Source organism: Novosphingobium sp. (assembly GCF_032093395.1).
Lineage (GTDB): Bacteria > Pseudomonadota > Alphaproteobacteria > Sphingomonadales > Sphingomonadaceae > Novosphingobium.
The window spans coordinates 1-2003 of record NZ_DAMDBA010000172.1; the positions used below are offsets into that span (position 1 = coordinate 1).

A 2003-nucleotide genomic window follows, 5' to 3' on the forward strand; every position below is an offset into this window, starting at 1 on the left:
CTGCTTGTGCTCGGGCGCATTCGAACCCTTTCTCTCGCGGTGTGGGAGGATCGGTAACGGCGGCAAGGCAGTCGCCGGAGCCGCCCGTTGGGAAGGGCAACTCCGGCGACCTTTTCCACCGAGATGGACCGGAGGGGGTATGAGAGCCTCACCCCGGTGGATTGACGATGACGTAAGTAACGCCGGAGGACTGGTATTGCGGGCGGTACCAGACGTTGTTGCAACTGAAGTAGGTCACATCTGCACGAACGATCTTGGGGCAGTTCGTCGGCAGGGTGTAGACGACCGATCCGACGTTGGTGCTTTGGACCACGACCGTGGTTGAAGGCTGAGACGCGCTGGCGACGACGGCAGCCGTAGTGCCTGCAACGACGCCCACGGCGGCTGCATCCCAGAACGGATCGTCGTACCAGCCCCAACCCCAGCCCCAGCCGGGAGGTGGCGGCGGAGGTGGCGGGGGTGGGGGCCCCGGATGGGGGCCTGGCCCCGGTCCGGGATGAGGCCCCGGGCCAGGCCCAGGCCCAGGATGAGGTCCAGGCCCAGGATGAGGTCCGGGTTCAGGATTAGGTCCAGGCCCAGGTCCAGGTCCGGGGTGAGGACCGGGCCGGTCGCCACCGCCGCCGCCGGGATGGGGTGCCGGACCTTCGCGGGGAATGGCCGGATTGCGGATGCCGCCGCCGCCGCTGCCGGGCGCATGGAAATTGGTGCGGCCCTGCAGGCCTCCGCCGCGCAGTCCGCCACTCATGTGCATGCCGCCGCCTCCGAAGCGGCGCTGGGCTTCGGCAGGAGCCACCATGGCGCCGGTTACGGCGAGCGCGACAGCCAGACGCGCGATGCTTCCGATGCGGGCGCTCATCTCAGTTTCCTTCCGAAAGCGCAGCGACCTGGATCGGGCTGGAGTTTGCCGGGGGAACGAAGGCGAAATCCTTGGCCGTCAGGCTGGGCGCGGTGTTCCAGTCGAGATCGGCGCTGTAGGATGGCCGCACCGGATCGGTGCGGTCGGTGATGACGATGCGCAGCGGCAGCGGGGTCTTGCCGCGCGCGATCCAAATCTGCCAGTCCAGCGTGTCGCCGCGATAGGCGAATTGGTCCGTTTCCTTGCCGTTCACGCGTGCGAAGCCGACCCGCACGGCCGATGTGATTCCATCGGTCACGGGGTTTTCGGACCAGTAGAACACGTCGGCAAGCGGCAGGTCGATGCCGTAGTCGAGGTAGATCTTGTCCACCGTCTGACGGATCGTCGGCGGCGCCGTCACTTTCGCATAGTAGTTCTGCCGTGGGACATTCACCGTGAGTGTCTTGCCGTCGTAGAAATACTCGCGGATCGCGCGGTCGGACTGCAACTTCACGTAGAAGGCAGTGGGCCTCATGACCTTGTACGTGGCCTCGTAACTGAGGTGGACCAGAAAGTCGGTGTCCTGAAACGCGGCTTCCGCCGTGGCCTTGGTGTGGAACTCGAAGCTCTTCAGCGTCTTCAGGTAATTACCCATGCCGACCAGTGCCTGGATGGCGATCGGGTCGATAGTGTCGGCGGCGGTTTTTACAGCCTGGGCAGGCGCAGCAGCGGGGGCCGGATTGGATTGCGCCAGCGTAGGCAGTGGCAGGCCAGCCAGAAGGAGCGCGGTAGCGGCGGTCCTAACGACGGGGGAAAAGGACGGGACGGGCATCGATCACTCCTGCCATGGATGAAGGGTGCCACGATCCCAGCTTCCCGGCGTGGCTCCCATCGGGGGAAACCCGTTGATCGCGCCGGAATTGCCTGGGCACCCCAGGGCTGGCCGGATGCATCTGCTCGAGGCGCGGCGATAGGGATGTGCCACGGCGGGCATCAGGGAGATTCCCGATAGCTGCGCGCGCCTTGCGACCGGATAGTTCCGGGGCTTCACATCCGTCCAATGCCGCATTTTTCCGAGCCGTTGACCACGAATGGTCAACTTGAAAAATGCATCAAGGAGAAGGTCATGAAATCGCAAGCGGTGGCTCTGGCATGTTTCGCGCTGCTG

At 65.1% G+C, this 2003-nt stretch carries 2 protein-coding genes; both read right to left on the reverse strand.

Annotated elements, in window-relative coordinates; translation table 11 throughout:
- Positions 1-148 precede the first annotated feature (148 nt).
- Positions 149-856: a hypothetical protein gene (locus RT424_RS24410; protein ID WP_313443493.1), complete on the reverse strand. Its 708-nt coding sequence runs from the start codon at positions 854-856 to the stop codon at positions 149-151.
- A gap of 1 nt (position 857) precedes the next feature.
- On the reverse strand, positions 858-1667 hold the full coding sequence (locus RT424_RS24415) for a DUF2092 domain-containing protein (RefSeq protein ID WP_313443495.1): 810 nt from the start codon (positions 1665-1667) through the stop codon (positions 858-860).
- Between the last annotated feature and the right edge of the window lie 336 nt (positions 1668-2003).